Below are 25,182 nucleotides of genomic sequence, written 5' to 3'. Positions count from 1 at the left end.
GCGCATCGACGGGGTGCGCCGCTTGCCTTGATACGCCAGTGGCGGCAATGTCGTCGCCCCCGGCGGCGCAGCTGCGCCGCTGCCCGGGGTGCGTGGCCGGGCATCGTCCGGCCGCCCGTGCCTCGTGCGCCTTCCCTTTTTCGTAAAGCCACGGGTGTCGCGGCCATGAAGGTCACTGTCGAGCGGGCCGAGTTGCTCAAGTCTCTGGCCCACGTTCATCGTGTCGTCGAGCGGCGCAACACCATTCCGATCCTCGCCAACGTGCTGATGCGCAGTGATCCGCGCGGCCTCGCCCTGCGCGCCACCGACCTCGACATCGAGATCGTCGAGACGATCGCCGCCGAGGTGCAGCAGGAAGGCGCCACCACGGTGCCGGCGCACACGATCTACGACATTGTGCGCAAGCTGCCCGAAGGCGCGCAGGTGATGATCGAAACCTCCGGCGATCGCGGCACGCTCACCGTGCGGGCCGGTCGCTCCCGCTTCGCGCTGCAGACCCTGCCGGAGAACGAGTTTCCAGACCTCGCTGCCGGCGAGATGACACACAGCTTTACGCTGGCGGCCGGCGAGCTGAAGCGGCTGGTCGACAAGACCCAGTTCGCCATCTCGACCGAAGAGACCCGCTATTATCTCAACGGCATCTACCTGCATGTCGCCGATGCCGGTGGGCCGGTGCTTCGCGCCGTCGCCACCGACGGCCATCGGCTCGCGCAGGCGCAGACCACGGCGCCCGCCGGCGCCATCGGGATGCCGGGCGTCATCGTGCCGCGCAAGGCGGTCGCCGAGATCCAGCGGCTGGCCGAGAATGCCGACGCCGAGGTGACGGTGGAACTCTCCGCCGCCAAGATCCGCGTGTCGCTCGACCGCGTGGTGCTGACCTCCAAGCTGATCGACGGCACCTTCCCCGATTATGGCCGTGTCATCCCGGTTGGTAACGACAAGACCCTGATCGTCGACAAGGCCGACTTCGCCTCAGCTGTCGATCGCGTCTCGACCGTGGCGAGCGAGCGCGGGCGCGCGGTGAAGCTCTCCATCGCCGATGGCAAACTGACCCTTTCCGTCACAAATCCGGATTCAGGCAGCGCCACCGAGGAGATCGAGGTTGAATACGCGGCCGAGCCGATCGATATCGGATTCAACAGCCGCTATCTCCTCGACATCACCTCGCAGATCGAAGGCAGCACCGCCGAGCTGAAGCTTGCCGATCCGGGCTCTCCCACCCTCGTCCAGGACCCGGAAAAGCGCGGCGCGCTCTATGTGCTGATGCCGATGCGCGTGTGAGTTCGCGCGCGACGGTCACGGCACGCATTGTTCGCCTGAGGCTGACCGATTTCCGCAGCTACCATCAGGCGGAAATCCGTGCGGGCAAGGGCCCAATCGTTCTGCTCGGGCCGAACGGCGCCGGCAAGACCAATCTGCTGGAAGCCATTTCCCTGCTGGCGCCCGGGCGCGGCCTCAGGCGAGCGAGCCTCGACCAGTTCGCGGCCCGTGGGCCGGACGGCACTCAGGCGCCGGGCTGGGCGGTTTCCGCCGTGGTCGAAGGTGCCTATGGCGAGGTCGTGCTTGGCACCGGTGTCGAGGCGGACGGCGAGGCCCGCGCGCGGCGGTGCCGCATCGATGGCGAACCTGTCGGCTCCGCCGCCGCCTTCGCCGCGCATGTGCGCGTCGTCTGGCTGACGCCTGACATGGATGGATTGTTCCTTGGCCCGCCTTCCGAGCGCCGACGCTTTCTCGATCGGCTGGTCTTGGCGGTCGATGCCGAGCACGGGGCGCGGGTCAACGCGCTGGAACGGGCTTTGCGGGCGCGCAACCGTCTGCTGGAAGACAGCTCCACCGATCCGCGCTATCTCGATGCCGTCGAGCAGGAACTCGCCGCGCTCGCCATCGCCGTTGCCGCCGCGCGGATGGAAACCGTGCGCCGTCTTGCCGCCGGCATCGCGCAGGGACGGGACGAGGGCGGTGATGATGCCGCGCCCTTTCCCTGGGCGACGGTGGCGCTTGAGGGCGAGGTGGAGCGCGCGCTGGCGCGCGAGCCGGCCACCCTCGTCGAGGACCAGTACCGGCTCGCTCTTCGCGCCGCACGCCCGCGTGACCGGGCGGCGGGACGCACGCTCGAAGGTCCGCACCTGACCGACCTTCTCGTCGGCCACGGGCCGAAGTCCATCCCCGCCGGACAAGGCTCCACCGGCGAGCAGAAGGCGCTTCTGATCGGCCTCGCCCTTGCCCATGCGCGGCTAGTCACTGAAATGACCGGCATTGCGCCGGTGATGCTGCTGGACGATGTCGTTGCTTATCTCGACCCCGCGCGTCGCATCGCCCTGTTCGCCGCGCTCGACGCGCTTGGCGGCCAGGTGTGGATGACGGGCGCGGACCCCTCCGCCTTTGCCGCGCTTCCGGAACAGGCCGAGCGCTTCGCGGTGATACCCGGCCACGTCCATCGCCGTGACCCGGACTAGGCATGTATCCTTGAAAATAAAGGGAAAATCTCCTATCGTACTGCGGTCACGCGCGCCTGCGTGGCACGCGCAACACGGCGTCTCGCCTTGAGACCCCCGCCGGCAGGGCGACGGCCGCCAGTATGGCGCCCCTAGCCACGAAATAGCCGCGCGATTGCGGTATAAACCACCGTCACGTCAAACGAATCGAAGAGCTTCATCCATGTCCGACCCCGACAACGCACCGACCCCCACGGCGAACGGGGACGACTATGGCGCGCAGTCGATCCAGGTGCTGCGCGGCCTTGATGCCGTGCGCAAGCGCCCGGGCATGTATATCGGTGACACCGACGATGGCTCCGGCCTGCACCACATGGTCTATGAGGTGGTGGACAACGCCATCGACGAGGCACTCGCCGGCTATGCCGACGAGGTGACGGTGACACTTAACGCCGAGGGCTCCGTGACCGTGACCGACAACGGGCGCGGCATTCCCACCGACATTCACGACGAAGAGGGCGTGTCGGCGGCCGAGGTCATCATGACCCAGTTGCACGCGGGCGGTAAGTTCAACCAGAACTCCTACAAGGTCTCAGGCGGCCTGCATGGCGTGGGTGTCTCGGTAGTCAACGCGCTGTCGACCACGCTCGACCTGACGATCTGGCGCAACGGGCTGGAGCACCATATGCGCTTCCGCCATGGCGACGCCGAAAAGCCGCTGGCCGTGACCGGGCCGGCACCGGCCGGACGGCGCGGGACGATGGTCACCTTCGTGCCGAGCCCGAACACCTTCACGCATATCGAATTCGACTATGCGACGCTGGAGCACCGGCTGCGAGAGCTCGCCTTCCTCAATTCGGGCGTGCGGATCGTGCTGACGGACGCGCGTCATCCCGAGATCAAGCGCGAGGAGATGATGTATGAGGGCGGCGTAGAAGCCTTCGTGCAGTATCTCGACCGCTCCAAGCAGGCCTTGCTGCCGAAGCCCATCGTCATTCGCGCCGAACGCGACGGCATCATCGTGGAATGCGCGCTCTCGTGGAACGACAGCTATCACGAAAACGTGCTGTGCTTCACCAACAACATCCCGCAGCGCGACCGAGGCACGCATTTCACAGGCTTTGCCGCCGCCCTCACACGCCAGATCATCGGCTATTCCGAGCGCTCGGGTATCGCCAAGAAGGAAAAAGTCGATCCGACCGGCGAGGATTGCCGCGAGGGTCTGACGGCCGTTCTCTCGGTAAAGGTCCCCGATCCGAAATTCTCCTCGCAGACCAAGGACAAGCTGGTCTCCTCCGAGGTGCGGCCGGTGGTCGAGGCGCTGGTCAATGATGCGCTGGGCAGCTGGCTGGAGGAACACCCGGGGGAAAGCAAATCGCTTGTGACCAAGGTGGTCGAGGCGGCTGCGGCGCGCGAAGCGGCGCGCAAGGCGCGCGAACTCACACGGCGTAAGAACCCCCTCGACGTCGCCTCCCTGCCCGGCAAGCTCGCCGACTGCCAGGAGCGCGACCCCGCCAAGTCCGAGCTCTTCATCGTCGAGGGTGACTCGGCCGGCGGCTCGGCCAAGATGGGCCGCAACCGCGCCTTCCAGGCCATTCTGCCGCTGCGCGGCAAGATCCTGAACGTCGAGCGCGCCCGCTTCGACAAGATGCTCTCCTCCGAGCAGATCGGCACGCTGATCACCGCGCTCGGCACGGGCATCGGCCGCGACGACTTTAATGTCGGCAAGCTGCGCTACCACAAGATCATCATCATGACGGACGCGGACGTGGACGGCTCCCATATCCGCACGCTTCTCCTGACCTTCTTCTTCCGCCAGATGCCTGAATTGCTGGAACGCGGGCATATCTATATTGCCCAGCCGCCACTCTATAAGGTGACGCGCGGCAAGTCCGAGCAGTATCTGAAGGACGAACGCTCGCTGGAAGACTACCTCATCACACAGGGGCTCGACGAGGCGTCGCTGCTGCTCACGACAGGCGAGGTGCGGGGCGGTGCCGATCTTCACCATGTGCTGGAAAGCGCCCGCTCGTTCCGCCATGTGATGAACGGGCTTCACCCCCGCTATAACCGCGCGGTGGTCGAGCAGGCGGCAATCGCCGGCGCCCTCACCCCCGGCCTCCTGATCGAGGAAGAGCGCGCCGCCGACATTGCCAAGGTTGTCGCCCGACGCCTCGATCTCATCGCCGACGACACTGAGCGGGGCTGGGTCGGCGAGGCGGATGGCGCCGGCTTCCGCTTCACCCGCACCGTGCGCGGCGTGAAGGAAGTGGCGGTTCTCGATGCCACCTTCGTGGGTTCGGCCGAGGCGCGCCGGCTCGACAGCCTCGCCGCCGACCTCCAGGAGGTTCATGCCGAGCTTTCCACCCTCCGCCGCAAGGGTGTGGAAACGCAGGTTTTCGGCCCGATGGACCTGTTCGATGCCGTGACCGATGCCGGCCGCAAGGGCATCGCGCTCCAGCGCTATAAGGGCCTTGGCGAGATGAACGCCGAACAGCTGTGGGAAACGACGCTCGACGTCGACGCCCGCTCGCTGCTGCAGGTGAAGGTGAAAGAGGTCGCCGACGCGGACGACCTGTTCAACCGGCTGATGGGCGACGTGGTCGAACCGCGTCGCGAGTTCATCCAGGACAACGCCCTGCGCGCCAGCGTCGACGTGTGATGCTCCAGGGGCCGAAGGGCCGACTGGTAGCTGCGCTGGCGCAGAAGTGAGCGATCGGTGACTCGCTCCCTCGCAATGGCGCACCATAGTTGAAGCGACTTCCCTAACGACAGGAGCCGCTTCATGTCTGCCATCACCCGCCCCGGAACGCGCCGCGCCCTTGTCGGCACCGGCCTTGCCACACTGCTGGCGCTTTCCGCCCCCGCCCTTGCCCATCACGGATGGAGCTGGGCGGAGAGCGCGCAGATGACGCTGGAAGGGACGATCACGACCATCTCCATGGCGCCGCCGCACCCCTCGCTGCAAGTGACCGCGCGGGATGGTACGCTCTGGCAAGTCGATCTCGGCAATCCCCGTCAGACCGCCAATTCCGGTTTCACCGGTGCCACCGCCAAGCCGGGCGAAGCCATCACCGTGCTTGGCAATCGCAACCGCGACGAGGCCAAGTCGCATATGAAGGCGGTGCGCATCACCATCGCCGGCAAGAACTACGACATGTACCCGGAGCGGATCGGCAGCAGGTGAGGCCGTCTTGGAGGATACCGGAAGCCTCCTCGCCGCGCTCGGCGGCTGGCCCGGCGCCCGCTGGTTGCGGGCGTCGTGGATCGCCTATCTGCTGGTGAACGCCGCTCACATACTTGGCGTGTCGCTGCTGCTTGGCTCTATCCTCGTGCTCGACCTGCGGCTGCTTGGCGGCCTGAGGAAGGTGCCGCTTGTGGTTATCGCCCCGCTACATGCGCGCGTCGCCGCAATCGGGGTTGGTCTTGCGGTGGTGACAGGGTTGTGGCTGTTCACGGTGAGACCGGCCGAGTATGTCGACAACAGCGCGTTCCTCATCAAGCTGGCCTTGCTGGGGGCGGCGCTGATGAATGTGACGATTCAGCACGTCAATCCGGCCTATCGCGGCGCTCTGGCCGGCGGCCCCCTGACGGTCGGGGTGCGCGCCTCAGCGGCGGCTTCCGCCCTCCTCTGGCTGGCCATACTCGTCGCGGGGCGCTGGATCGGCTTCGCATGAGAACCGACGATGACCGGCGGCGCCCACTCGCCTTCGTTCACGGGCGGCTCTAGAGTGCCGGCCTCTTGTCGCGCCCGAGTCCACGATCATGACCTCCCTGCCCTCCCCCGCCCCGCGCACCGGCGCCCGTCTGCTTGTCGATGCCCTCCTCGCCAATGGCGTCTCCCGGGCCTTCGGGGTGCCCGGCGAGAGCTATCTCGACGTGCTGGACGCGCTATCCGACAGCAATGTCGACTTCGTTATCTGCCGGCAGGAGAGCGGCGCTGCGATGATGGCGGAGGCCTGCGGCAAGCTCTCCGGGCGGCCCGGCATCTGCTTCGTCACCCGCGGGCCGGGCGCCACAAATGCGAGCTCGGGGATCCATATCGCGCAGCAGGATTCCACGCCGATGATCCTGTTCGTGGGCCAGATCTCGCGTTCCATGCGCGGGCGCGAGGCCTTCCAGGAGGTCGATTACCGCGCCGTGTTCGGTCCGCTCGCCAAATGGGCGGTGGAGATCGACGAGGCGGCGCGCATACCGGAAATCGTCTCGCGCGCCTTCCGGGTCGCGATGCAGGGGCGGCCCGGCCCCGTGGTGATCGCCTTGCCGGAAGACGTGCTGAGCGAGATCGCCGCCGTGCCGGATGCCGTCGCGGTGGAGCCTGCCGAAACCTGGCCCGGCCTTTCCGACATGATGCGCCTCCAACGCCTGCTCTGGGCCGCCGAAAGGCCGGTGATGATCCTCGGTGGCACCCGCTGGAATGAGCGCGCCATCGCCTCGGTGGAGCGCTTTGCCGAGCGCTTCGACCTGCCGGTGGCGGTGAGCTTCCGCCGTCAGATGCTGTTCCCGGCCGATCACGCCTGTTTCGCCGGCGATATCGGCTTCTCCGCCAACCCCAAGCTGCTCGCCCGGCTGAAAGCAGCCGACCTCGTCATCCTCGCCGGCGGGCGGTTCGGCGAGGTGCCCTCACAGGGCTACAGCCTGTTCGGTATTCCCGATCCTGGCGTGCCGCTCGTGCATGTCCATGCCGATGCGGAGGAACTGGGCCGGGTCTACCAGCCCGCGCTCGCCATCAACGCCTCTGCAGGCGCCTTCGCCGCGGCGCTTGAAGGCGTGCAGCCGCCCAACGAATTGCCCTGGGGCGACTGGCGGGCGCAGGCGCGGACGGACTATCTCGAATGGACCGAGGCGCCCCCCGCCAATCCCGGCGCGGTGCAGATGGCGAGCCTCGTGCACTATCTCGGCGCCTTGCCGAAAGAGACGATCATCTGCAACGGCGCCGGCAATTTCGCCATCTGGGTGCACCGCTTCCACCGCTTCCGCGCCTATGGAACGCAGCTTGCCCCGACCTCCGGGTCGATGGGCTATGGCCTGCCGGCGGCGGTAGCGGCCAAGATTTCGCAGCCCGAGACGCCCGTGGTGGCGGTGTGCGGCGACGGTGATTTCCTAATGACCGGGCAGGAGTTTGCGACAGCGGTTCAGTATGGCGCGCCGATCGTTGCGGTCGTGGTCGATAACGGCATGTACGGCACCATTCGCATGCATCAGGAACGCGAATACCCCTCCCGCGTATTCGGGACGACGCTGAGAAACCCGGATTTCGCCGCCTATGCCCGCGCCTTTGGCGGCTTCGGCGCCACGGTGGAAACGGACGATGCCTTCGTGCCAGCGCTCGATGCCGCCTTCGCCTCCGGCCTGCCGTCCATCGTGCATGTGAAGCTCGATCCCGAGGCGATCACCCCCACGACGACGTTAAGCGCGCTGCGGGAGAACGCGCTCAGGGCCGCAGCCAGCTGACCCTCACCCCGGCGGGGGATGCGCAGCGGCGCCTTTAGCGGCAGGTGAGGCGGCCGTCGATATTGGCGATATCGCGTCCGCCGGTGCACCAACTCGCCGCCGTTGTCGCATCGACCCAGCGGCCGCGCGCATCCTGGCAGGTCGCCTTCAGCCAGCCTGCGACCATCCGCACATCGCGGCAACTCGCCATGTAGGAGCCATAGGGTGGGCGCTCGATCATCGAGGGGGTGGTGGGCGGAGGCGGTGGAGCTAGTCGAGCGGCACCGCCGCAGACCAGGCGGCCATTGTCGTTGACGATGTCATTGCCGGGGGCACACCAGGCAATCGCCATGGTCGCGTCCACCCAGCGGCCGGCGCGGTCGCGGCAGCTTGCCTTCAGCCACCCGGCGACGTCGCGCACCTCCCGGCAGCTTTCGAGATAGCTGCCGGCTGGGACCGACTGGGCGCTGGCGCTACCCACCATCAGACCGAAAGTGGCGCCCAGCGCCGTGCCAAGAAAACCAAGCTGCCGCAACGTCATAGCCCTTACTCTCGGCATAGACCGCCTTCTCGCGCCAAAATAGAGAACGCGCCCGCACTGTCGCAAGCCATCCGTAAGAATTTGTCCGGGGATCAGGCGTCTTCGCGCGCCACCACGGCAACATTGGCCTGGGCGAGGCGGCGATAGAGCCGGCGCTCCTGCACCAGCGGCCACCAGTCGAATAGGAAAATCTCCATCGGCCGCCAGTTCGCCACCCATCCGAGAATGACGAGGCCTTCCATGACAACGCCAGCCAAGCGTGACTCGGGGAACAGGTTGACCAGCGACTGGCCGACAAGAAGGCACAGGCCGAGCACGATGAGGCCGATCAGCAGCGCCTTGCGACCTTGCGCGAACAGGCGCGACAGTTCGTTGCCGCGCCGTTTCGCCTGCTGGTGGAAGTGCTGCCGGACGACGCCCGGCAGGCTCTGCGCCAGAATGCCCTGCCATTGTGCCGGCGGCAGATGGATGGTGATGGCGAGCGCAAGCTCCGGCGGCACCTCGGCGGCATGCTCGCAAATATACTCGTCGACCTCGCTATCCAGTCCGCGCTCGCGGAATGGAAATGGATCCAGCATGTCGAGCAGTTGCTGCGGGTCGTCCACCCGGAGATCGATCTGCCCTTTGCGCCGCCTGGACATGTCACCCGCCCCCTTTGCCAGCCGGGACGTGCCCGGCCGGCCCCCTGCGCATCGGGGCTATGCCGCCCCCTTGGCCAGTTCGCCGGCCAGCGCCCGGGCGATCAAAGCACGGGTCTCCGGGATGCCATAGGCAGCGACGAAACCGCCGAAGCGCGGACCCTCTTTCTCGCCGAGCAGCAGCTCATAAAGCGCGCTGAACCAGGCGAACGTCACGCCCGGCCCGCCGGTCGGGCTCTTGCGCTTATGGTCCTGGTAGCGCGGCTCGGCGCGGCCGACATCGAGCACGGCGTTCTGGATCGCATCGCGATCCTCGCCATCCACTTCCGCCAGCGCCGCGTCGAGCCGCGCCAGAGCCTGCGCCTCGACCTCATCGGGCAGGCGATAGCTCCGGTGCGGCTTCACCCGGTCGATGAAATAGCGCACGGCATAGCCGGCCAGCTGGTCGACGGTCGGGTGGGTTTCCGGCGACGTGCCGGGCGCATAGCGCTCGATGAAGCGCCAGAGCACGCCCTTGTCCTCAGCATTGGAAGCCGAGGCGAGCTTGAGCATCAGGCCAAAGCTCAGCGGCAATTCCTCCACCGGCGGGTTGCCGGAATGGATGTGCCACACAGGATTGCCGAGCCGGTTCTTCCAGTCCTGCGTCGGATAGCGGGCGAGGAAGCTGAAATACTCATCCACCGCCTTGGGGATCACGTCGAAATGCAGCTTCTTGGCCGAACGCGGCGACTGGAACATATACAGCGCCAGGCTCTCCGGGCTGGCATAGGTCAGCCACTCGTCGATGGTCAGGCCGTTGCCCTTCGACTTCGAGATCTTCTGGCCGTTCTCGTCGAGGAACAGCTCATAGACGAAATGCTCGGGCGCGATGCCGCCGAGGATTTCGCTGATCCGGTCATAGATCGGTGCGTTGGTCTGGTGGTCCTTGCCGAACATCTCGAAATCGACATCGAGCGCCGCCCAGCGGGCACCGAAATCCGGCTTCCATTGCAGCTTCACATGGCCGCCGGTTACGGGAAGGGTCTTGTCCACCCCGTCCTCGTCCGTGAAGGTGATGGTGCCGGCCTTCGCGTCAACGGCCTTCAGCGGGACATAGAGCACGCGGCCGGAAACCGGCGAAATCGGCAGGAAGGGCGAATAGGTCGCCTGCCGCTCCTCGCCCAGCGTCGGCAGCATCACTTCCATGATGGCCTCGTACTTCTCCGCCGCCTTCAGCAGCACGGCATCGAGCTTGCCGGAGAAGTAGTAGTCCGTGGCGCTGGCGAATTCGTAGTCGAAGCCGAACGTGTCGAGGAACCGGCGGAGCATCGCATTATTGTGGTGGCCGAAGCTCTCATAGCCGCCGCCGAACGGGTTCGGCACCTTGGTGAGCGGCATTTGCAGATAGGGCTTCAGCGCCGCCGGGTCCGGAACGTTTTCCGGAATCTTGCGCATGCCATCCATATCATCGGAGAAGCAGAGCAGGCGCGTCGGAATCTTGCCCTCGGTCAGCACGTGGAAGGCGTGACGCACCATGGTGGTACGCGCCACTTCGCCAAAAGTGCCGATATGCGGCAGGCCGGACGGGCCGTAGCCGGTTTCGAACAGAACCTCGTCTTTGGGTTTCCGCTTCAGACGCTCGACGATCTTGCGGGCTTCCTCGAACGGCCAGGCGCCGGCGGTCTCCGCCAGCGTGCGCAGTTCGACTGCAAAATCTTCGACCGGAGCGGTCGCCGTCATGATAGGCCCTCCTGGGCTTGGCTTCACTGAAACGTCAAAGGCGGCTGCGCCGCCTCGGCCCATGCTCTAGGTAGTGCGGCGGTCCGCGTCAATAAACGCTGATCGGGAACCAGCGCAGGTAGAGGTCGGTGTACACCCCCTCCTCCCACAGCTGGGCCAGCGCGTAGTTCAGCGACTGGCGCAGAGCGTCGTTGCCACGCTTGACCGCAATCCCCATCCCCTCGCCGAAATAAAGGCTCTCGGTGAAGGGGCCACCGACAAAGACACAGCAGCCGGCGGAGGCCGTGCCGTTGAGCCACAGGGCGAGTTGCACGCCATCGCCAAAAAGCAGGTCGATGTCGCCCTTCTGCAAGGCGGCACGCGCCGCTTCCGCATCGGGAAAGCGGCGGATGGCGATCTTGTTGAAGAAGTCGCGCAGATAGGCCTCGTGCGCGGTGTCGGCGACCACGCCGACCGATTTGGAGGCAAGCGCGTCCGGCGTCACCTTCTGCGCCGGATCGCCGCGACGGGCGACGAAGCGGGCGGGCGAGCGGAAATAGCGATCGGAGAAATCCGTGCGCTCGCGGCTGGCGGCGGAAATGGCGATACCCGCGATGGCGGCATCCGCCTTGCCGCTGTCCAGCGCCTCGACGAGTTGCTCGAAGGGCAGGATTTCAAGCGTACAACGAATGGCAAGCTCGGTGCAGATCGCGCGGGCGATGTCGACATTGAAGCCGGTCGGGCGCCCGTCCTCGCCGCGGAAGCTGAAGGGCGGATAGTCCTCGGTGGTGACAAAACGTATCTGGACCGGCAGGCGGGTGACATCCGGCCGCTCCGGCCGCCGCTTCGGGTCCCAGAAGCCGGGCACCATCACCGCCCCGGCGGTGTCGGCCGACGGTGTCGGCGCCGGCGCCGATTGAGCCGATGCCGCGTCCAGTGGCGCCGCCAGCGCCAGGGCAACGGCAAAGATAAACGCCCTCACCGAACAGGGCTTAACTACCGGACTAAAATACCGCACACTGGCCTCGCGCTGGGTTTGGCGGCTGCCGCGCCACCGCGATGTTCTACCGTCTTGGTGTCCACTAGGCGAGGGGCCGCCGCATGACACAGGTGGTACGGGGGCGCGCTTGCGCCCCGCTTGAGGCGCTGGACCTGGGTGACATCCCGGTCGAAGCGGCCGGCATAGCGCACCGGCTCGATCCATCCGTGCTGCATAACGCGCGGCGTCGGGCAGACCGGATCGGCGTCGGCATCGATGAGACACTGCTCGCGGCAGGTCATGTCTCGCCAGACGACCTTGCCGAAGCAGGGGCGCGTCAGCTCGGCGTGCCTTTTGAGCCGCTCGACCCGTCCATCTTCACAGCACCCGCGCGGCTCAGTGCCAGGGATGTGGTCGCCGTTCCGCGCAGCGGCGTGATGCGCGCGGCGGATGGGCGGCTCGTCATCGCCGCCCGTGGGCGGCGACTGCGCCATTTGGCGGCGACGCTGGACGAGCGGCCGGAGTTGCGGCGCCGGGTGAGCCTGACGACGCCTGAACGGCTGGCCAGCTTCGTGCGATGGCGCTTCGCACGACAACTCGGCTGGAGCGCCGCCTTCGAGCTGCGGGATTGCCAGCCCCGCCTGTCGGCCGGAACGCTGACGACGTCGCGCTATCTCTTCGGCCTTGCCGCCCTCGCCCTGGCGGCCCTCTTCCTTACCGCAACGGCAACCTCGTTCTTCGGCGCATGGGTACTGCCCGGGCTCGTGGCGCTGATGCTCGTCGGCAGCGCGACGTTGAAACTCGCCGCGTGCACGACGCCGCCGCAGGCCCCGCCACGCCCCATGCGTGACGACGGAGCACTGCCCGATTACAGCCTGATCGTTCCGCTCTATCGCGAGGCACGGGTGGTGCCGCAGCTTGTCGATGCCCTGTACGCACTCGATTATCCCAGAGAGAAACTCCAGGTGCTGCTGGTCATCGAGGCCGATGACGAACCGACAGCGACTGCACTGGCCTTGCACGCCCGTCGCCCCGGCTTCGAGGTGATCGTCGCACCCGATGTCGGGCCACGGACTAAGCCGAAGGCCTTGAATGCCGCCCTGCCCTTTGCCCGTGGCGCGGTGGTCGGCATCTATGATGCGGAGGATGTGCCCGATCCGCTGCAACTGCGGCAGGTCTGTACCGCTCTCAAAGCGCGGAGGAACCAGCGCATAGGCTGCGTTCAGGCGCGGCTCGTCATCGACAATCTCGCCGATGGCTGGATCCCCCAGCAGTTCGCCGCCGAATATGCCGGCTATTTCGACGTCGTGCTCCCCATGCTCGGCCGCTGCCGGCTACCGCTGCCGCTTGGCGGGACGTCCAACCATTTCCGCCGTGAGGCTTTGGATGCCGTCAGCGGATGGGACCCGTTCAATGTCACAGAGGATGCCGATCTCGGCGTCCGGCTCGCACGAGCCGGCTGGGGCACCGAGGTCATCGCCTCGGCGACGGACGAGGAAGCGCCGCGCCGGCTCGGTGCGTGGATGCGCCAGCGCACGCGCTGGTACAAGGGATGGATGCAGACCCTTCTGGTGCATGCGCGCCAGCCGCTGCTTATGGGCCGCACGGCCGGATGGCCAGGCACGCTGACGCTGCTCTTCCTGCTCGGCAGCGGCACGGCGGCGGCACTGCTGCATCCGGTGCTGGTCGTCTCGCTGCTGCTCGATCTGGTGGCCGCGCCAAGGCAATACCCGTCCTTCATGGCGAGCCTGCTCGACGCCATCTGGTTCGGCGTGCTGCTTGCGGGGCTTCTAGGTGTGGTGCTGTCCACCTTCATGGGCATGCACCGACGAGGCGTCCCCGGCATCGCCCGCGTCGCGGCGCTGATGCCGGTTTACTGGCTGATGATGTCCGCCGCCGCCTGGCGCGCCCTTGTCGAGCTGGCAATTGCTCCCTCCCGCTGGGCGAAGACCGAGCACGGGCTGGCGCGCACCTCGCGCCGGCGGCAGCGGCTGCGGCCGGTCGTAAGGTTCAGAAGTAGCGGCGCAGTTCGGCCGCGGCCTCCTCTGGGGGCCGCTTCAAGTTGAAGGGGGCGACGAACCGGCCATCCTTGTCCATGAGATACACAATGGCCGTGTGGTCCATGGTGTAGTCGTCACCCTGGGTGGGCACCTTCTTGGCATAGGCGCGATAGGCCCGCGTGACGGCGGCGATCTGCTCCGGTGTGCCGCTCAGGCCCTGAATGCTCGGGTGGAAGCTCCCAAGATAGGCCTTCAACACCTCCGGCGTGTCCCGCTCGGGATCGACGGTGATGAACAGTCCCGTCGCCTTGCGGGCATCGGGACCCAGCTCCTCGAAGAGCTGCGACATCTCATAGAGTGCGGTGGGGCAGATGTCGGGACAATGGGTGAACCCGAAAAACACCAGCGTGGGACTGCCGGCATAGGTCTCCTGCGTGACCGCCTGCCCATCCTGGGCGATCAGTTCGTAAGGGCCGCCGATCGTAACCTGGCTCGTCACCGTGCCGGGGCCCGGCGGGAGCAAGGTGAGCGCGCTGGCGACGATGACGACGGCACCGACGACGAAGGCGGCGAGGAGCAGCAGAACACGACGGTTAGACATGGCACCACAGCAAGGCTTGGCGAGGCCGCACAGGCCGGCGCCAGGGGTCAATTCACAGGCTCAGAAGCAATAAGCCAGCCCGGCCGTCAGCATGTCGAAGAAAACGGCCGCACCGTGGCGCGCCCACAGGCCGATCGCCGCAGCAACGACCAGGAGCGCGACGATGCCCGCCCCCCAGTTCCAGACGCTTCCGCGTGAACGTGCGAGTTCCGCCATCGCTTTCTCCCTCAACTGCAGCTTAGCACGAACAGCACCAACGAGGTGGCGGCCGTCAAAGCCGAGACGGCCGCCACCTCAGTAGCCGCGGCGCGGGTCCACCTCATGCAGCGGCGGCAGACCTTGACGCACGCGGCGGATGCTCTCCGCCACATCGCGCGCGGCCAGGGCCGGCACGGTGATGCTCGCCACATGGGGAGTGATCAGCACATTGTCGAGCGCCCAGAGCGCATGGCCCTCTCGCAGCGGCTCGGTCTCGAATACATCGAGCGTCGCTTCGGCGAGATGGCCGGAACGCAGCGCCTCGACCAGCGCCGCCTCATCCACCAGCGCGCCGCGCGACACATTCACCAGTTTGGCGCCTTTCTGCATGAGGGCCAGTTCGGTGGCGCCGAGCAGATGATGAGTGTCCGGCGTTAGCGGCACCAGACACACGACAATTTCGCTTTCGCTCAGCACGCGCTCCAGCCCCTCGCGGCCGGTCAGTGCAGTGACGCCGGGAATGTCCTTCGGGCTGCGCGACCAGCCGGTGACGGAAAAGCCCATCGCCGCCAACGCCTTTGCCGACGCGGCGCCGAGCTCGCCGAGCCCGAGTACGCCGACCTTGATCTCGTACAGCGGACGGGGATGAACATACTCCCACTCCCCGCGCCGCTTGGCGCGCTCGAAGACGGGAATGTCACGGGCATAGCGGGTAACGGCGAAGATGACGTAGCTCGCCATCATCGCCTCCATGCCAGGATCGTTGAGGCGGGCGAACTTCACCGGCACCAGGTCGTCGCGCTTCATCAACGCATCCACGCCGGCACCGAGATTGACCACCAGCTGCAAATTGGGGAAGAGCGCGAAGAAACCGGCCGGCGGGACCCAGGTTAGTGCGTAGCGAATGTCGGCGGGGTCGCCGATGTCAGGGGCAATGCGTACATCGAGATCAGGGAGTTCGGCGGTAAGCGCCGCGCGCCATTCCTGCGCATTGTCCACCGCGCTGTAAAAGACCAGGGCCTCCCCGCTCACGCACCTTCTCCCGTTTTCCCGCCCGCCGACTCGCCGGGCGCAACCATCCTAACGGCTCGGGACGGCCGACAGAAAGCCAGCTGAGCCACGCTCCGCCGGAAGCCACCCGGCCGTCGCCACCCTGGCATCCGTCCGCCGACGAGGGCGCGTCAGGCAACATTGGGCAAGCGGTCGAGAAGCTTGTGGAGCGGGCGAAGGGAATCGAACCCTCGTATGCAGCTTGGGAAGCTGCCGTTCTACCATTGAACTACGCCCGCTCAGGTGGCCGCACCATAAGGGTGCCGGCCGGTGGCTTCAAGTCCCCCGGCGCATGCTTCACAGGAGAGAGCGCAAGGGGGCACTCCCTGAATATGGCCTTCCCGGCGTGCCGGCTTACCGCGGGACGTTGCAATCTATCCTCGTTGGGTCCGACAAGGTTCACCCGCTTCACAGTTCGGCAAGGGCGCTGTCCGGAATTGGAACCTTGCCGGCATGGTGGCCATGAGCGCCCACCTCGTCGAGGCTGACGCCCGTCGTCTCGATGCGGAACCACCAAGTGACGGCGGCACCCAGCAGCGACATCGCCACGAGGCCGAAGAGAAGCATCTGCTGGCCAAGGGAGGCGAGCAGAATTGGGAAGCCGAAGGCGGTGAGCACGGCGCCCATCTTGGCGAAAGCAGCGGCGAAGCCGGCGCCCTTGCCACGAATGGCGGTCGGGAACACCTCGCCGGCAAGCAGGTAAGTTTGCGCGTTCGGGCCGAGATTGGTCATGAAGTTGAACATCATGAAGCCGATGAAGATGAGCGCCGTCCCCATCGCACCGTCGTAATAGGCGGAGAAGGACGCGATCAGCAGCCCGGCAGCGCAGCCGATGAAGCCGAGGATCTGCAGCGGGACCCGGCCAACCCGGTCCGCCAACGCGACGGCGAAGATAATGCCGACGATGAGCAGCACGTCGATCATGGCCGCGCCTTCGGCGGCGGCGATGTCGTTCTGAATGATCTCGGCGATATTGCGGGCGTTGCCGCTGTCATGGCCGAGCGTCGCGGCGAGGATGGTGGGAGTGAAGATGCCGATACCGTAAGTCGACAGATCCTGCAGGAACCACGGCACAGAGGCGAGGATGGTGGCGCGGCGGTTGCGGCGATTGAACAGCGCCATCCAGCCAGTGGCGCCCGCCTCCACCTTGTGGGGCGCGGAGAGAACCACCTTCTTCGGATAGGCGGGCTTGCGCTGCAGCAGGCGGGCGGTTTCGTGCTCAGCCTCATGTTTCCGGCCCCGGGCAAACAGCCAGGGCGCGCTTTCGGTGACAAAAAAGCGGCCGGCTAGCACAAGCATGGCCGGAATGATGGCTGCGGCATACATCCACCGCCACGCCGTGACGTCGGAATCGATGGTGAGGACGACATAGCCGACGCCGGTACCGACCAGCGCACCAACCGCCTGGAAGGCGAACGCACCCAGGACGAGGCGGCCGCGGGCACTCGTCGGGATGCTCTCGGAAATGATGAGGTGCGCCGTCGGGTAGTCGCAGCCGAGCGCGAGTCCGATGCCGAAAAGGAAGACGACGAGCCAGACGTAGCTCGGTGCCACGGACAGCAGCATGAGGAAGATGATGAACAGCACCATCTCGACGATGAACATAAGTTTGCGGCCGAACTGATCGGCAAGGCCGCCGAGCAGCAAGGCGCCCACCAGAATGCCGGCGAGCGAGGCGGCACCCACAACCCCGTGCTCCACCGCGCCGAGGCCGAATTCATTGGCGATCAGCGGCATAGCCACGCCGGTCATGAAGACGACGAGACCCTCGAAGAACTTTCCGGCTGCCGCGAGCCCCCAGATGCGCCACTGCATCGCGGTCATCGGCGTCACGGGCACCGGCGTGCCGTCCGGCCAGTTCGGCCGCTCGTCGATGTAGTATTGAACCGTCCTGCCGATGGCGGGCTCGTGACTCGCGTGGGGGAGGTGCTCTTGCATCAAGGTTCCTGCGTCGTCCGGCGATGGTAGCGTGCAACGTGATCACCTCGCGTGAAAGCCGCGTGACGGGCCCCTCCGGCGAGGATCACGCCGTTTCAAGCAAAGCCCGCCGCCCCAGCGTTTGGCGGCAGACTCTCCTCGTGCGGGAAGCCAACGGGGCGGGCCCTGCGCCGGGCACGGCGCGGGGATGCGTGGACGACAGTGGCGTCGCGGCTCCGGCGCGATTAAGGAAGGGGCTTCCAGACATTTTTCCGATGGCTCCCCTTCGACGCCTGACGAGACTGCGACATAGGCGGACCAGCCGTGACCTTCATGACGACGAACCTGGCGCTTGCCCAAGCGCTGGCCGAACGGGACTATAACAACCCGACTCCGGTGCAGCTGTCCGTGCTCGCGCCAGAGGCGGCGGGGCGCGACCTGCTAGTCTCGGCGCAGACAGGTTCCGGCAAGACCGTGGCCTATGGCCTCGCCATGGCCGAGACGCTGCTGGGCGGGGAGGAGCGTCTGCCGCACGCGACGGCTCCCCTCGCCCTTGTGGTGGCTCCGACCCGCGAATTGGCGCTGCAGGTGCAGCGGGAATTCGCCTGGCTCTATGCCGCGACCGGCGCGCGCATCGTTTCCTGCGTCGGCGGCATGGACCCGCGCCAGGAGCAGCGCCTGCTGAATCAGGGCGCGCATATCGTGGTGGGCACGCCGGGGCGGCTGCGCGACCATCTGGAGCGCGGCCGGCTTGACCTTTCCGCGCTGAAAGTCGCGGTGCTGGACGAGGCCGACGAGATGCTCGACCTCGGCTTCCGCGAGGATCTCGAATTCATCCTCGATGCCACCCCGCCGGAGCGGCGCAGCCTTCTGTTTTCCGCCACCATGCCGCGCGGCATCACCGCGCTGGCCAAGCGCTATCAGCGCGACGCGCTGCGCATCGAGGTGGCGAGCGCCGAGGGCGGGCACGCCGATATCGAATACCGCACCATCCGCATCGCCCCGACCGAGATCGATCACGCGGTGGTCAATGTGCTCCGCTTCTACGACACGCCGAGCGCCATCGTGTTCTGCAATACGCGCGAGGCGGTGCGGCGGCTGCACGCCATGCTGCAGGAACGGCAGTTCTCCGCCGTGGCACTGTCCGGCGAACTCAGCCAGAACGAGCGCAACCACGCCCTGCAGGCGCTTCGGGACGGACGCGCACGGGTGTGCGTGGCCACCGATGTCGCCGCGCGCGGCATTGATTTGCCCAATCTCGGCCTCGTCATCCATGCCGACCTGCCGAACGACGCCGAGAGCCTGCAGCATCGCAGCGGCCGCACCGGGCGGGCGGGGCGCAAGGGCGTGAGCGTGCTTCTGGTGCCGCCGTTCCGGCGTCGGCGGACCGAGGACCTGATGCGCGGGCTCGGCATCGTGCCGGCGTGGTCAGGCCCGCCGACCTCAGAGGAGATCCGCAAGCTCGACCATGAGCGCATGCTGCGGGACGCGCTGCTCACCGACGAAGCGAATGAAGAAGACCTTGCCGCCGGTCGCACTTTGCTGGCGGCGCATGCCCCCGAGCATCTCGCCGCCGCTCTGGTGCGGCTCTATCGGGCCGGCCTGCCGGCACCGGAGGAGGTCGCCGACCCCGGCGAGCCACGCGGGGGCGCTGTGCGCGATCGCGCCGCCGACCGGGAGTTTGGCGGGCCATCGGGCGGCGGGAGCGTGTGGTTCCGGCTCAATGTCGGGCGTCGCAGCAATGCCGACCCCAAATGGCTGCTGCCGCTGATCTGCCGCCGTGGCAACGTGACCCGCAAGGAAATCGGCATCATCCGCATCCTCGACGAGGAAACCGCCTTCGAGGTCAGCCGTGCCGCCGCCGATCGCTTCGGCAAGTCGGTGCGCAAGATCGAAGGTGGCGACGTCGTCATCGAGCCGCTGCCTGGCGGGCCGTCGGAGGAGCGCTCATCACGCCCGCCGCGCAGCCGGCCGTCGCCTGAACGGTCGCAACGCGATAGGCCGGAGCGCGAGAGGCCGGCGCAGGACGGGCCCGCCTACGCCAGGCCTGCCCATGAGAAACCTGCTTACGAGAAGCGCGAGCCAGCCCCGCGCCATGAGCCGGCCAAGGGCAAGCCCGCCGACAGCCGGCCGGAGCGCGGCGCGCCGGAGGGCGGCACCTATGAGCGCAGCAAGACGGCGCATCGCAAGGGCGGTTTCGAGAAGCCGCGCGAATGGAACCCGCTGGCCAACAGCGACGGCGAGCGGCCGGCCAAGCCCGTGCGCCCCACAGCGTTCGAAGGAAAGCCGCCGGGGAGATTTGAAGGCAGGAAGCCTGATGGCAAATCGGCTCCGGCTAAGAAGCCCACGGCTAAGCGGTTCGAGGCAAAGACGTTCGAGGCCAAGCCTTTCGCCGGCAAGAAGCCGGGCGGCAAGTCCAATGCCAAGAGCAAGCCGCCGCGACGCCCCTGATGCGCGCTAGAACAGCGGCACGCATGGCCTCCAGACGAAAACGGGACGCGGGCCATGGCGCCGCGTCCCGTTTGGTTAGTGCGATGCCGGCACCGGGCGATTGCCCCGGGTGCCGGCAACAGCCGCTCAGACGACCTTGACGGTGAGCGAGCCGACGCCGTCGACACCGCCCTCCATGACATCGCCGCGCACAATGGCACCGACGCCGGCCGGGGTACCTGACATGATGACGTCGCCGGGCTGAAGCTCGAACAGGCCGGAGAGGTAGGAGATCATCTCCGGCACCTTCCAGATCATCTGGTTGAGGTCGCCGACCTGGCGCTGCGTGCCGTTGACGTTCAGCCACACCTTGCCAGCGGCGGGATGGCCGATGACCGAGGCCGGTACCAGTGCCGAGCAGGGGGCGGAGTCCTCGAAGGCCTTGCCGATTTCCCAAGGACGGCCCAGCTTCTTGGCCTCGCCCTGCAGGTCGCGGCGGGTCATGTCGAGACCTACGCCATAGCCCCACACGTGATCGAGCGCGGACTCGACCGGGATGTTCACCCCGCCCTTGCCGATCGCGACCAGCATTTCCAGCTCGTAATGCACGTCGCTGGACTTGTCGGGATAGGGGAAGGTGCCGTCGGTGATGACGTTGTCGGGGTTCTTCTGGAAGAAAAAGGGCGGCTCCTTGTCGGGATCATGCCCCATCTCGATCGCGTGCTCGGCATAGTTGCGGCCGACGCAGTAGATGCGATGGATCGGGAACAGCTGGTCCGAGCCTTCGACGGGCAGCGTCGGAATGCCAGGAGGCGTGATCACATAGACGGAAGTGTCGATAGGCGCGTTCATCAGCGTACTCCTGCGTAATAGTCGACGCGTTTCTCAATGCTCTCGATCAGGGCCGACAGCCCCATCGCGGCGGCGAAAAGGATGATGGTCAGGGCCCAGAAATTCTCCATGTCGAAATTGCGCGAATAGAGCTCGAACAATTCGCCATAGCCGATGATCGCCACCAGAAGCTGGCCGATCACCACGCCCTTGACGCCGCGCACGACGCCCAGCCGGATGCCGGCGAGAATTTCGGGGAGCGCGGCGAAGAAGATGATCTTGCTGTAAAGCGTCCAGGGCGACGCGCCATAGCTGCGCCCCATCTCGACGAGCGAGGGCGGGACGCCCTGAATGCCGGCCCGGGTGTCGAGCACAATGATCCAGACGGCGAACAGGAAGACCGTGACCACCACCGTCGTCTCGCCCATGCCGAACAGAATCATCAGCACCGGCACCAGCGCCGAAAGCGGCGCCGAGACGAAGATGTTCACCCAGATGCCGAGCAGGCTGTCGGCCGTGGTCGAACGCCCCATCAGCACGCCGATGGCGATCCCGACGACGATGGCGAAGAACATGCCAAGCAAGAAGCTGTTCAGCGTGGTAATCGCTGCCGACTGCCAGGTGGCGGTCTGTACCAGCGCCATCGCCGCGACGATCACGTCGGAGAGTGGCGGAATGAGGAACATGGCGCCGGAACGCCCGACGATTTCCCAGATGACGCACCACACAAGCAGCGACGCCATCATGGGCACGCGATAGCCAAACAAAGTCATCGCGGCCTCCCCTAATCGACGTAGCGCTTGAGGCCCTGCCAGATTTCCTCGACCGTATCGAGGTAGCCCTGGTCACGGCGAATGGCGTCCGGCGAGGCCGTACGGTCGATTTCAGGCTCAATGATCTGCGCGATCCGACCGGGCCGGCGCGAGAGGATGACGATGCGGTCGGAGCAGTAGACCGCTTCCTCGATCGAGTGGGTGACGAAGATAAAGGTCTTCTTCTCCTTCTCGACCAGTTCGAGCAGGTCCTCCTGGAACTTGCGGCGGTTCTGCTCGTCCACCGCCGAGAACGGCTCGTCGAGCAGGAGCACATCGGCATTTACCGCGAAGGCGCGGGCGAGGCCGACGCGCTGGCGCATGCCACCGGAAAGCTCGTGCGGGTACTTGTTCTCGAAGCCGGACAGGCCGACCTCGGCGATGTACTTCCGGGCGATCGACTGGCGCTCGTCCTTGCCCATGCCCTTGAGTTCCAGGCCGAAGGCGACATTGCGCATGACCGTCGCCCACGGCATCAACGCGAAGTCCTGGAACACGAAGGCGCGCTCGGGGCCGGGGCCGGTGACGGTCTGGCCATTGACCCTGATCTCGCCCGAGGTGGCCGGGATCAGACCGGCGATGATCTTGAGAAGGGTGGTCTTGCCGCAGCCGGACGGGCCAAGCAGCGTGGTCAGCTTGCCGGCGGGGAAGTCGAGGTCGATGCCGCGCAGGGCTTCGACCTCATTGTACATCTTGCACACGCCGCGCACTTCGACCGCGACATCCGAGCCGGCGGCAACGGCGGCGGCGGTGGCCGCCTGAGCGGTAATGTTCCGCATGATCAGGACTTTCTCTTCTCGGGACGCAGCACGCGAAGCTCGAAAGCCTCAAGCGCGGCGAGCGTCAGGGTGGACACGAGGATGATGGAGACGACGGCCGCATACATCTCGGCATAGTTGGCGACCGAGCGATGATAGGTGATGAGGTCGCCAATGCCGGTCGGGGTGATCAGCAGTTCCGCCAGGATCACGCCGATGAAGCCGGCGGCGAGGCCGAGACGAAGGCCAGCGAAGATCACCGGACTCGCATCCGGGATGATGATCTTGGTAATGCGCTGCCACAGATTGCCCTGGAACGAGTAGCACATGGCCACCAGCGAGGGATTGGCGTTGCGCACCGCCTTGTAGCCGTTGAGCACGATCACCGGCAGTGCCAGCATGATCACCGCCAGCGTCTTCGACACCAGGCCGATGCCATAGACGAAGGTGATGAGCGGAATCAGCGCCGCCATCGGCGCCGCCTGAAGCACGATGAACACCGGCGCCACCAGCCATTCGGCGAAGCGCGACAGGCCCATGACGATGCCGAGACCAATGCCGATGAAGGCGGAGATGGCGATGCCGATCACCAGCGGCTGCAGCGTCTCGGCATAGGCCGCGACGAAGGACCCATCGAGCGTCATCGTCACAAAGGCGCGCAGCGTCTCCAGGAAGGTCGGGAAAGCGTAGCTGATCGGAATCCGGCCGGCGATCTCCCAGACGAGAAAGAAGAGGCCGATTGACGCCAGGCGCCAAAGGGCCGTGCGGTGCTCCGAGAGCTTCCTCCAAAAGAAGGAAGCCTCGGAGGTGGGAACGGCTCGCGAGGAGCCGTTCGCCTGTACCGGAAAACTCATCCAACCGGCCTCAGTTCGTGCCGACCTTGCCGAGCGCGCGGTTCAGCGGCTCGAGGGCCCAGAAATCCTCGACCTTCAGGCTCGCAGCGTCGCCCTGGAGCTGGCCGGAGAGCGTATAGAAGGCGAAGTCATCCTTGGCCGCCGCCTCGCCGCCGCCATTGAGCGGGAACGCCTTGCCCTCCGCGAGCTCGGTGAAGTAGGGGGTGATCTCCGCCACCTGATCGGCCGGCAGGTCGGGCAGCAGCTTGTACTTGGTGCGCCACTCCGCGACGATCGCCGGGTTCTTGGTCACTTCGCGCCAGGTGGTGAGGACCGACTCGACGATGACGTCGACTTCGCCGGCATTCTTGTCGAGGAAATCCTGGCGGGCGAAGAGCGCCTCGTCCGTGGCGTTGATGCCCTCGAGCGGCAGGATGATGAACTTGCCTGGAGCCTTTTCCTGCAGCAGCCGGCGGCCTGCCGAATCCACGATCGTCGCCTTGACGTTGCCCTGCAGCAGAGCGCCGGTGCGTACTTCCGAGCCGGGGATGTAGCTGATCTTCGAGAACTTGATGCCCTGCTTCTCTTCCATCAGCTTCATGATGGCTTCGGTGCCCGAGCCGCGCGAATGGACCGCGATTTCCTGGCCGTTCAGGTCCTTCCAGGTCTTGTAGAATTCGGCATTGACCGCCGGGTAGAAGCGCAAGGTCGAGAGTTGCAGGAAGATGCGCACCGGCACCTTAACCTTCTGCATCAGCGCGTAGGGCCCGCCGACGCCGATATCCGCCTGACCGCTCACCACCGCCTGCGCAGCGATGTCCTCGGACTTGAGATAGGTCATCTCGATGTCGACACCCCGCTGCTTGGCCAGTTCGAAGGCCGCCAGCAGATGGAGGTTCTCGACCGAGGCAATGTCGCCATAGGCAACGCGCACCTTAGCTTCGGCCTGCGGCACTGACGCCACGGCAAGGCCGACGCCGATAGCGACCGCCATTGCGGACAGACCGCACCGTTTTCTCGTGAATTCCTTGAGCATTTCCAGTCTCCCATGAGCGCCGAGCGGTTTTAATCCGCCACTCACCCAACCCGCGAGGTTGGATACCAATTTGGATTTGGTTTATATTGGCCGTCGCAATGGGTCAAGGTCGGATTGGCTTGACTGCACGTTTTGATGCCGCCATAGAATGAACCAATTCGCACTTTGGTTGATCCGGACACCCATGCTTAATCCTTCCGCCGACCCCCATCTGGAAAAAGGCATCGTCACGCAGCTGCGTGGCTATCTGGCCCAGATCGATCTTGCAGATGATGGCCGCCTGCCGCCCGAGCGGGAATTGTCGGCGGCGCTTGGCGTGTCGCGCACCGAGCTGCGCAAAGCCCTCGACGTGCTGGAGGCGGAGGGTCAGCTCTGGCGTCATGTCGGCAAAGGCACCTTCATGGGTAGCCGGCCGCTGGACACCTTCGCCGACATCGCGGCGCTTGCCCGGCGCAGCAATCCGGCCGAGGTGATGCGGGCGCGCATCGTGATGGAGCCAGAAATCTGCCGTGCCGCCGCCTTCACCGCCACGCCGGAGGACATCGCCGAGATGCGTCTGTGCCTCACCCGCTCCCGGCAGGCCGACACTTGGCGGCAATATGAAGCCTGGGACACGCGCCTGCACCGCACCATTGCCGAAGCTTCGCAGAACACCTTGCTTCTCGGCCTGTTCGACACGCTGAACGCGGTGCGCCGGGCCGTGACCTGGGGCCGGCTGCGAACCGAGCCGGTGAAACCGCTGCCCGACCATCACAGTTTCGCCGAGCACGAAGCGATCGTCGACGCCATCGAGCATCGCGACATCGCCGCCGCCGCTGCCGGCATGCGCGCCCACCTGCAGACAGTGGAGCGCAAGCTCCTCGACCGTCAGTGACGCCCAACCTCCCCGCCGATGGGCGGGCTTGAGAAACGGTCGGCTTCGGTCTTGGATGGCCGCCGGAGCGTCGCGCGGGGATTCGCCTCCCCGGCGGCGACCTTGGAGGATCGTAACA

General features: G+C 66.3%; 22 protein-coding genes and 1 tRNA gene. 9 read left to right on the top strand and 14 right to left on the bottom strand.

What is annotated here, in order from left to right; translation table 11 throughout:
* Nucleotides 1–165 precede the first annotated feature (165 nt).
* The 6 genes from dnaN (at nucleotide 166) to BLO63_RS11680 (ending at nucleotide 7,889) form a co-directional block, all read left to right on the top strand.
* A complete protein-coding gene (gene dnaN, locus BLO63_RS11705) occupies nucleotides 166–1,281 on the top strand; it encodes a DNA polymerase III subunit beta (RefSeq protein WP_091440594.1) in 1,116 nt (371 codons plus the stop codon).
* Nucleotides 1,278–2,456, top strand: a complete 1,179-nt coding sequence (gene recF, locus BLO63_RS11700; protein WP_091440593.1) for a DNA replication/repair protein RecF — start codon at nucleotides 1,278–1,280, stop codon at nucleotides 2,454–2,456. The genes dnaN and recF overlap by 4 nt, the downstream gene beginning before the upstream one ends.
* 202 nt (nucleotides 2,457–2,658) lie before the next feature.
* Entirely contained in the window at nucleotides 2,659–5,097 is a 2,439-nt protein-coding gene (gene gyrB, locus BLO63_RS11695; protein WP_091440591.1) for a DNA topoisomerase (ATP-hydrolyzing) subunit B, read from the top strand.
* A 123-nt stretch (nucleotides 5,098–5,220) separates the two neighbouring features.
* Nucleotides 5,221–5,622, top strand: a complete 402-nt coding sequence (locus BLO63_RS11690; RefSeq protein WP_244517840.1) for a DUF6152 family protein — start codon at nucleotides 5,221–5,223, stop codon at nucleotides 5,620–5,622.
* A gap of 7 nt (nucleotides 5,623–5,629) precedes the next feature.
* Entirely contained in the window at nucleotides 5,630–6,112 is a 483-nt protein-coding gene (locus tag BLO63_RS11685) for a DUF6644 family protein (RefSeq protein WP_091440590.1), read from the top strand.
* Nucleotides 6,113–6,200: 88 nt separating this feature from the next.
* Nucleotides 6,201–7,889 (top strand): thiamine pyrophosphate-binding protein, encoded by a 1,689-nt coding sequence (locus BLO63_RS11680; protein WP_091440588.1) that lies wholly within the window; start codon nucleotides 6,201–6,203, stop codon nucleotides 7,887–7,889.
* Between the two features lie 34 nt (nucleotides 7,890–7,923).
* Here BLO63_RS11680 and BLO63_RS11675 read toward each other — a convergent pair whose 3' ends face one another.
* The 4 genes from BLO63_RS11675 to BLO63_RS11660 form a co-directional block, all read right to left on the bottom strand.
* Nucleotides 7,924–8,409: a CVNH domain-containing protein gene (locus BLO63_RS11675; protein ID WP_162841808.1), complete on the bottom strand. Its 486-nt coding sequence runs from the start codon at nucleotides 8,407–8,409 to the stop codon at nucleotides 7,924–7,926.
* Nucleotides 8,410–8,501: 92 nt separating this feature from the next.
* Nucleotides 8,502–9,050, bottom strand: coding sequence for a hypothetical protein (locus tag BLO63_RS11670; protein ID WP_091440583.1), 549 nt, complete (start codon nucleotides 9,048–9,050; stop codon nucleotides 8,502–8,504).
* Nucleotides 9,051–9,107: 57 nt separating this feature from the next.
* Nucleotides 9,108–10,766, bottom strand: coding sequence for a lysine--tRNA ligase (locus BLO63_RS11665; protein WP_091440581.1), 1,659 nt, complete (start codon nucleotides 10,764–10,766; stop codon nucleotides 9,108–9,110).
* An 88-nt stretch (nucleotides 10,767–10,854) separates the two neighbouring features.
* The gene (locus BLO63_RS11660; RefSeq protein ID WP_091440579.1) at nucleotides 10,855–11,616 is read right to left on the bottom strand and encodes a transporter substrate-binding domain-containing protein; all 762 of its coding nucleotides are present in this window, start codon (nucleotides 11,614–11,616) and stop codon (nucleotides 10,855–10,857) included.
* Between the two features lie 230 nt (nucleotides 11,617–11,846).
* Here BLO63_RS11660 and BLO63_RS11655 point away from each other — a divergent pair, with 230 nt between their 5' ends.
* Nucleotides 11,847–13,790: a glycosyltransferase gene (locus BLO63_RS11655; protein WP_091440577.1), complete on the top strand. Its 1,944-nt coding sequence runs from the start codon at nucleotides 11,847–11,849 to the stop codon at nucleotides 13,788–13,790.
* Here the strand turns inward: BLO63_RS11655 and BLO63_RS11650 are convergent.
* From BLO63_RS11650 to BLO63_RS11635, 5 genes are all read right to left on the bottom strand, one after another.
* On the bottom strand, nucleotides 13,735–14,325 hold the full coding sequence (locus tag BLO63_RS11650) for an SCO family protein (RefSeq protein WP_091440575.1): 591 nt from the start codon (nucleotides 14,323–14,325) through the stop codon (nucleotides 13,735–13,737). The two genes, BLO63_RS11655 and BLO63_RS11650, sit on opposite strands and share 56 nt — an antisense overlap.
* A gap of 60 nt (nucleotides 14,326–14,385) precedes the next feature.
* Nucleotides 14,386–14,541: a hypothetical protein gene (locus tag BLO63_RS21120; RefSeq protein ID WP_162841807.1), complete on the bottom strand. Its 156-nt coding sequence runs from the start codon at nucleotides 14,539–14,541 to the stop codon at nucleotides 14,386–14,388.
* A 78-nt stretch (nucleotides 14,542–14,619) separates the two neighbouring features.
* Complete coding sequence (locus BLO63_RS11645; RefSeq protein WP_091440573.1) at nucleotides 14,620–15,555, bottom strand: 2-hydroxyacid dehydrogenase; 936 nt, start codon at nucleotides 15,553–15,555, stop codon at nucleotides 14,620–14,622.
* Nucleotides 15,556–15,738: 183 nt separating this feature from the next.
* Nucleotides 15,739–15,812, bottom strand: a tRNA-Gly gene (locus BLO63_RS11640).
* A gap of 169 nt (nucleotides 15,813–15,981) precedes the next feature.
* Nucleotides 15,982–17,511, bottom strand: coding sequence for an MFS transporter (locus tag BLO63_RS11635; protein WP_091440571.1), 1,530 nt, complete (start codon nucleotides 17,509–17,511; stop codon nucleotides 15,982–15,984).
* 303 nt (nucleotides 17,512–17,814) lie between these two features.
* Between BLO63_RS11635 and BLO63_RS11630 the strand changes: the two genes are divergently transcribed.
* Nucleotides 17,815–19,941 carry a DEAD/DEAH box helicase gene (locus BLO63_RS11630; RefSeq protein WP_091440569.1) on the top strand — a complete coding sequence of 709 codons (2,127 nt, stop codon included), beginning with the start codon at nucleotides 17,815–17,817 and terminating at the stop codon, nucleotides 19,939–19,941.
* Between the two features lie 126 nt (nucleotides 19,942–20,067).
* On the opposite strand, the gene BLO63_RS11625 is transcribed toward BLO63_RS11630, so the two are convergent.
* Genes BLO63_RS11625 through BLO63_RS11605 form a run of 5 tightly spaced genes read right to left on the bottom strand, consistent with a single transcriptional unit; the run spans nucleotide 20,068 to nucleotide 24,190 of the window.
* Nucleotides 20,068–20,772: a fumarylacetoacetate hydrolase family protein gene (locus BLO63_RS11625; RefSeq protein WP_091440566.1), complete on the bottom strand. Its 705-nt coding sequence runs from the start codon at nucleotides 20,770–20,772 to the stop codon at nucleotides 20,068–20,070.
* A complete protein-coding gene (locus BLO63_RS11620; protein ID WP_091440564.1) occupies nucleotides 20,772–21,524 on the bottom strand; it encodes an ABC transporter permease in 753 nt (250 codons plus the stop codon). The genes BLO63_RS11625 and BLO63_RS11620 overlap by 1 nt, the downstream gene beginning before the upstream one ends.
* 11 nt (nucleotides 21,525–21,535) lie before the next feature.
* Nucleotides 21,536–22,342, bottom strand: a complete 807-nt coding sequence (locus BLO63_RS11615; RefSeq protein ID WP_091440562.1) for an ABC transporter ATP-binding protein — start codon at nucleotides 22,340–22,342, stop codon at nucleotides 21,536–21,538.
* A 2-nt stretch (nucleotides 22,343–22,344) separates the two neighbouring features.
* Nucleotides 22,345–23,175 (bottom strand): ABC transporter permease, encoded by an 831-nt coding sequence (locus BLO63_RS11610; RefSeq protein ID WP_091440560.1) that lies wholly within the window; start codon nucleotides 23,173–23,175, stop codon nucleotides 22,345–22,347.
* Nucleotides 23,176–23,185: 10 nt separating this feature from the next.
* Nucleotides 23,186–24,190 (bottom strand): ABC transporter substrate-binding protein, encoded by a 1,005-nt coding sequence (locus BLO63_RS11605; protein ID WP_091440558.1) that lies wholly within the window; start codon nucleotides 24,188–24,190, stop codon nucleotides 23,186–23,188.
* A 184-nt stretch (nucleotides 24,191–24,374) separates the two neighbouring features.
* Between BLO63_RS11605 and BLO63_RS11600 the strand changes: the two genes are divergently transcribed.
* Entirely contained in the window at nucleotides 24,375–25,064 is a 690-nt protein-coding gene (locus BLO63_RS11600; RefSeq protein WP_091440556.1) for a FadR/GntR family transcriptional regulator, read from the top strand.
* Nucleotides 25,065–25,182: the final 118 nt, after the last annotated feature.

Origin of the sequence: Ancylobacter rudongensis (assembly GCF_900100155.1) — a bacterium.
GTDB lineage: Bacteria > Pseudomonadota > Alphaproteobacteria > Rhizobiales > Xanthobacteraceae > Ancylobacter > Ancylobacter rudongensis.
The sequence above is the reverse complement of the archived record's forward strand: the minus strand, read 5'-3'. Positions and strand labels throughout refer to the sequence as shown.

Excerpts from the sequence above, each read along its gene's own strand:
- BLO63_RS11610 (WP_091440560.1), bottom strand. The coding sequence starts at position 23,175 with ATGAGTTTTCCGGTACAGGCGAACGGCTCCTCGCGAGCCGTTCCCACC.
- BLO63_RS11600 (WP_091440556.1), top strand. The coding sequence starts at position 24,375 with ATGCTTAATCCTTCCGCCGACCCCCATCTGGAAAAAGGCATCGTCACG.
- BLO63_RS11690 (WP_244517840.1), top strand. The coding sequence starts at position 5,221 with ATGTCTGCCATCACCCGCCCCGGAACGCGCCGCGCCCTTGTCGGCACC.
- BLO63_RS11655 (WP_091440577.1), top strand. The coding sequence starts at position 11,847 with ATGACACAGGTGGTACGGGGGCGCGCTTGCGCCCCGCTTGAGGCGCTG.
- BLO63_RS11625 (WP_091440566.1), bottom strand. The coding sequence starts at position 20,772 with ATGAACGCGCCTATCGACACTTCCGTCTATGTGATCACGCCTCCTGGC.
- gyrB (WP_091440591.1), top strand. The coding sequence starts at position 2,659 with ATGTCCGACCCCGACAACGCACCGACCCCCACGGCGAACGGGGACGAC.
- BLO63_RS11615 (WP_091440562.1), bottom strand. The coding sequence starts at position 22,342 with ATGCGGAACATTACCGCTCAGGCGGCCACCGCCGCCGCCGTTGCCGCC.
- BLO63_RS11670 (WP_091440583.1), bottom strand. The coding sequence starts at position 9,050 with ATGTCCAGGCGGCGCAAAGGGCAGATCGATCTCCGGGTGGACGACCCG.
- BLO63_RS11635 (WP_091440571.1), bottom strand. The coding sequence starts at position 17,511 with ATGCAAGAGCACCTCCCCCACGCGAGTCACGAGCCCGCCATCGGCAGG.
- BLO63_RS11680 (WP_091440588.1), top strand. The coding sequence starts at position 6,201 with ATGACCTCCCTGCCCTCCCCCGCCCCGCGCACCGGCGCCCGTCTGCTT.
- BLO63_RS11675 (WP_162841808.1), bottom strand. The coding sequence starts at position 8,409 with ATGACGTTGCGGCAGCTTGGTTTTCTTGGCACGGCGCTGGGCGCCACT.
- BLO63_RS11605 (WP_091440558.1), bottom strand. The coding sequence starts at position 24,190 with ATGCTCAAGGAATTCACGAGAAAACGGTGCGGTCTGTCCGCAATGGCG.
- dnaN (WP_091440594.1), top strand. The coding sequence starts at position 166 with ATGAAGGTCACTGTCGAGCGGGCCGAGTTGCTCAAGTCTCTGGCCCAC.
- BLO63_RS11620 (WP_091440564.1), bottom strand. The coding sequence starts at position 21,524 with ATGACTTTGTTTGGCTATCGCGTGCCCATGATGGCGTCGCTGCTTGTG.
- BLO63_RS11660 (WP_091440579.1), bottom strand. The coding sequence starts at position 11,616 with ATGGTGCCCGGCTTCTGGGACCCGAAGCGGCGGCCGGAGCGGCCGGAT.
- BLO63_RS21120 (WP_162841807.1), bottom strand. The coding sequence starts at position 14,541 with ATGGCGGAACTCGCACGTTCACGCGGAAGCGTCTGGAACTGGGGGGCG.
- BLO63_RS11650 (WP_091440575.1), bottom strand. The coding sequence starts at position 14,325 with ATGTCTAACCGTCGTGTTCTGCTGCTCCTCGCCGCCTTCGTCGTCGGT.
- BLO63_RS11665 (WP_091440581.1), bottom strand. The coding sequence starts at position 10,766 with ATGACGGCGACCGCTCCGGTCGAAGATTTTGCAGTCGAACTGCGCACG.